Origin of the sequence: Gelidibacter sp. (assembly GCF_039916245.1) — a bacterium.
GTDB lineage: Bacteria > Bacteroidota > Bacteroidia > Flavobacteriales > Flavobacteriaceae > Gelidibacter.
Map to the genome: position 1 here is coordinate 1 of NZ_JBDSLS010000096.1, position 4,782 is coordinate 4,782.

The 4,782-nt window shown below is 33.8% G+C and carries 5 protein-coding genes and 1 pseudogene; 2 read left to right on the forward strand and 4 right to left on the reverse strand.

The window, feature by feature from the left end:
• Positions 1 to 542 (forward strand): annotated as a pseudogene (locus ABIQ28_RS04695) (hypothetical protein); the annotation flags it as partial.
• Here ABIQ28_RS04695 and ABIQ28_RS04700 read toward each other — a convergent pair.
• Positions 522 to 920: an FdtA/QdtA family cupin domain-containing protein gene (locus ABIQ28_RS04700; RefSeq protein WP_348035682.1), complete on the reverse strand. Its 399-nt coding sequence runs from the start codon at positions 918 to 920 to the stop codon at positions 522 to 524. The pseudogene ABIQ28_RS04695 and the gene ABIQ28_RS04700 sit on opposite strands and share 21 nt — an antisense overlap.
• Positions 910 to 1,752 (reverse strand): glycosyltransferase family A protein, encoded by an 843-nt coding sequence (locus tag ABIQ28_RS04705; RefSeq protein WP_348035683.1) that lies wholly within the window; start codon positions 1,750 to 1,752, stop codon positions 910 to 912. Before ABIQ28_RS04705 ends, ABIQ28_RS04700 begins: the two co-directional genes overlap by 11 nt.
• Positions 1,753 to 1,808: 56 nt before the next feature.
• On the opposite strand from ABIQ28_RS04705, the gene ABIQ28_RS04710 reads away from it, so the two are divergent.
• Positions 1,809 to 2,945, forward strand: coding sequence for a glycosyltransferase (locus ABIQ28_RS04710; protein ID WP_348035684.1), 1,137 nt, complete (start codon positions 1,809 to 1,811; stop codon positions 2,943 to 2,945).
• On the opposite strand, the gene ABIQ28_RS04715 is transcribed toward ABIQ28_RS04710, so the two are convergent.
• Positions 2,942 to 3,517 (reverse strand): acyltransferase, encoded by a 576-nt coding sequence (locus ABIQ28_RS04715; protein ID WP_348035685.1) that lies wholly within the window; start codon positions 3,515 to 3,517, stop codon positions 2,942 to 2,944. The two genes, ABIQ28_RS04710 and ABIQ28_RS04715, sit on opposite strands and share 4 nt — an antisense overlap.
• Positions 3,514 to 4,782 (reverse strand): O-antigen translocase (locus ABIQ28_RS04720; RefSeq protein ID WP_348035687.1); only part of this gene is annotated, 1,269 nt, incomplete at its 5' end. The genes ABIQ28_RS04720 and ABIQ28_RS04715, both read right to left, overlap by 4 nt.

Genomic DNA, 4,782 nt, shown 5'->3' on the forward strand with positions numbered 1-4,782 from the left:
CTATAAAAAACTGGATGGGTATTGTTGATGATTATTTTAAAAGCAGCGTCATCAACAGTGTTGCTTGGACTTCAGCAGTCATGATCCCAAAATCAATTATAGATGATGTTGGAAACTTCAATGAAAATATCACGTTGGGTGCCGGTGAAGACACAGATTTATGGATCAGAATCGCTGTGAAATACCCTGTGGCTTTTAGCAATAAAGCAACAGCCATTCATAATTTACATTCCGACAATCGCATTTCCAATTCAAATACCAATTTGAGACAATTTATCGATTTAGATGTGTACGAAAACGCAGCTAAATCAATTCCTAGTTTAAAGAAATATTTAGATTTAAACCGATTTTCCATCGCCATTCAGTATAAGTTGGTTGGGAATGATATAAAGGCAAAACAATTGATTGATAGGATTGATGATGCAAACTTAAATAAAAAACAGCGCGCCTTATTAAAATTGAATAGTACTGGTTTAAAATTAGCCTTGAAGGTAAAAAGCAAACTTCAGAATATAGGGATTTTATGGAGTAGTTTTAGATGATTTAAAGTGTTCATAATCTCTTATGTAATCAGCTTCAACAAACACGTCAGACGCCAACACTAAACACACTGAACCCGATGAAAAGTTTTGCAACTCACGCCAAACCATTGTGGGAATCAACAATCCTATATTGGGTTTATTGAGCATAACCGTTTCCTTTCTAGCTCCGTTGTCCAATACCACTTCAAAACTTCCACTTACCGCGATCAATAATTCGTATTGTTCTTTATGGGCATGCCCGCCTCTATAAGCACCGCTAGGAACATCATATAAATAATAAACACGTTTGATCTCAAAAGGAAAAGTCTGATTTTCAATGACTGAAAGATTACCTCTTGGATCCTCGATTTTAGGAATTTCTATAAATTTATGAGTCATGGATTTTATCGATTTCTCCTGATTTACTAAGCGCTTTATATTTTGCAATGCCTTTTAATCCCATTCTAAACTTAGCGGGCATTTGACTGAAAGTAATATAATCATATCGGTATATAAAAAGGACATACTTCAGCAACCAAAGATAACTGAAATTGCCATAAAACCGATGTGTCAAGGCCGATCGTGCAAACAGCGCATTGTCACTGCCCATTAACCGTCCTGAATTCTCATTCGGATGCTGCACGATGGTTTCAGAAACGTGAATCATTTTTAAACCTTTATCGTAAGCATTTCGCAAAAAAACATATTCCTCTTCTCCCGTAAAACTTGCGCCAAAACCGAAATGCATATTATAAAAAATTATGTCTTTAAGATAACTCTCTCTATTAAAAGAAATCACCCAAGTATATATTTTTTTTAATGATTTTTCGGTGTGATTACCTTCTGAAGAATAATTAGTGTACTTAAGCATATCCTCATCAATCGCCTCAAAAGAAATCATAGCAGCATCAGGATATTTTAAATAAGCATCCGTAATGATCGTTTTTAGATGTGGTTGATAGACAATATCATCATCTGCCATTAAGCAAATATCCGATGTGGCGTTACTAATGGCAAGGTTTCTACTTTTTGGAACTCCAAACTCAAAACTGTTAATAACCTTGATGTGTTCAAAATGAGAAACAAGCTGTTTGTCAGGTGTGGTTTGATTAACAATTAAAATATTAAAATCGTCATGATTGTTATGCTTAAACATGTCCCATAAGAAATCGAAGGAGCTCCGATGCATCGTTGCCACAAGAATTTCAACACTAGGTAACTTAATGTCCATTATTAGCCTTAAAACAGTTAGTATTTAATATTTTTGAAAACAAATGTAATTGTTTTATGCGAATTTTATTGGTCGGTGAATACAGCAGACTCCATAATTCTTTAAAGGAAGGTTTGATTGCTTTAGGGCATGAAGTGGTATTAGTTGGCAATAAGGATGACTTTAAAGATTATCCCGTAGATATTTACATCAACCATTCGTTTCAACACAAGATGTTGCATAAACTTAAAGTTGGCGTTTACAAACTGACTGGAATCGATTTGGGTAGCATGGAAATAGTCCGTAAAGTCAAAAAGAAATTAAAGTCGCAACGTTTTGATGTGATACAGCTTATCAATGAATCTTCTTTTCATATCCAACCCAAAGAAGAAATGAAATTGATATCACTTCTGAAATCCAAAACTGAAAAACTCTATCTTTTATCATGTAGTTATGATCACGCCAGTGTGAAATTCATGCTTAACAATGGTTTTAAATACAGTGCCCTGACACCGTATTTAAACGACAATTCTCTAAAAAATCTTTATAAATTCAAGTTGCACTATGTCAATGAAGAGTTTACTAAACTCCATCAATATATCTATGAACAATGCAATGGCGTTATTGCTACAGATATGGACTATCAAATACCTTTAATGGATAACGCAAAATATCTTGGTCTCATTCCGAATCCTATCAATACAGATAAAATCGATTATCTTCCTTTAACAATTGACGGTAAACTAAAAGTTTTTCATGGTATCAATACCAATTCTGCACTCACCAAAGGCAATGTTTTTTTTACAGAAGCTTTAGAAATCATTGAAAAAAAATATGGCGATCAAATTGAGATTGTGACTTCAACGAACACACCCTATAAGGACTACATCAAATTATACGATGAATGCCATATTTTATTAGATATGGTATATGCCTATGATCAAGGTTACAATGCTCTCGAAGCCATGGCCAAAGGAAAAGTGGTTTTTTCGGGTGCCGAACAAGAATGGATGGACTACTATGGAATAGAAGCAGATACCGTCGTCATTAACGCCTTACCAGACGTTGATTATTTGGTCAAAAAACTCAGTTGGCTTATTGACCATCCTGAAAAGATTATGGAGATATCAAAAAATGCGAGAGCCTTTGTTGAAAAAGAACATGATTACAAAAATGTGGCACAAAAATATCTGGACACCTGGATAAAAAATTAAAGTAATTCCTTTAGGATTTTTGCAGGAGAACCACCGATAACCACATTGGCAGGAAAACTTTGAGATACTACAGACCCAGCAGCTACAATACTATTCTCCCCAATAGTCACTCCTTTTAAAATGGTAACGTTACTCCCGATGAATACATTTTTTTCAATGATGACTTCCTTCGGATGGGGATCTGTTTGTTTGCGATTTGCTTTGTCCAAATCATGAAAATTACTGTCATAAATTGCACAGTTCAATCCAATAAGAACATTATCATGTATTACAATAGCCAGTTCTGAAACAGCGGTAAATTGATTATTAATGCTCACATTGTTTCCAAAACTTATCGATGAATTCTCTTTTCTAGCTTCAATATAGGCATAGGTATTATAAAACATTGGAGAGTCTAAAACCCCTATTCTGACGTTCTTACCAAAATTAATCTGACCTTTCCCATTCAAAACTACAGGCTGGATAGCCTTATAAGAACCTTTTACTTGATCATTGGTTGAAGCAATCTTGTAAAATAGCTTTCTGAAATACATGATTAATGCAACATATGTTAATTTTAACTTCTTGCTCATATTTCAAAATTTTGTTTGCCAAATAACAGTTTCTTAAAAACAATGATAATAACAACCGTATGGATCGCGAAGTTAACAAAATGCGCTATTACCGCACCCTCAACCCCATAAATATCAATAAAATAAATACTGGCAAAATATAAGACCAGGATTGAAAACAGTTCAATTCCTATAAAATAAACTACCATTTTTTTTGCAATGAGTTGATAGGCGATAACCGATGAAATGACCTTTAGAAAATCACCCAATAATTGCCACATAAAAAGATTTTCGACAGGTTGAAATTCTTCAGTAAATAAAACATAGACAATATGCGTTCTTAAAAAATAAATACAGACCAACCCAAGTCCAAAAACAGGAATCACAATTTTATAAAATTGAACGACTTCCTTTCTAAAATCGAATGCATTTGTTATTTGAGAAAATCGAGGTAAAATATATAATGCAAGTAAGGAACTTACAAACATTAAATAATAATTAGATATTCGTCTTATGGCTTCCCAAAAACCAGCCTCTCTCATACTGACATGGTCAATTAAATAATTTCGGATGAAAACAAAAACTATAGGAAGCACTGCGGCCGTAAACAAAGCCATTACGGAATAGGAACTGAAATTCTTGAGCACATTGAGCTTTACATGAGATAATTTAACGGTTTTAAAATAATGTCTGACATCAAAAAAACTAAATAGTGTTACAAAAAACAATAGCCCAGGAATCGTCACAGAAGCTATCAAAGCGCCCTCCAGTTGTTCTTTCCAAATCAGGAATAACGTCATTGAAAGACCTATAATCTGGCTGTAAATGTTGATCTTAACAAAAGCTTTGTATTTTGAAAGTCCATTAATTATCGCAGTCAACACTAAGTTGGCCGCATAAAACGGTACTGAGAACGCTAATATCTCTATGATAAACACATAGGACTCTTCCGAACCAAAAATCCAAGAACCAATGGTTTCAGCATTAAAATAGCAGAGTAATGAAATGATTAGTGTCGTTACTAAAATGGTGGTGAATACTATACCAATTACTTCATTTAACTTGGTTTTATCCTCTTTAAATTCGGCCACATATTTAACGATACCATTTGAAAAACCTAAGGTTGAAAAGGATTCAATTGTGGTAATAAAATTTCTTAAATTCCCAATTAAAGCTAAACCCTCCACTCCAATAAATACCGCAATTGCTTTAGAAGTAATAAATCCAACGATTACCCTTATCAAAACAGCAATTGAATTAAATGATGCAGTTCTGAGAAGCAGATT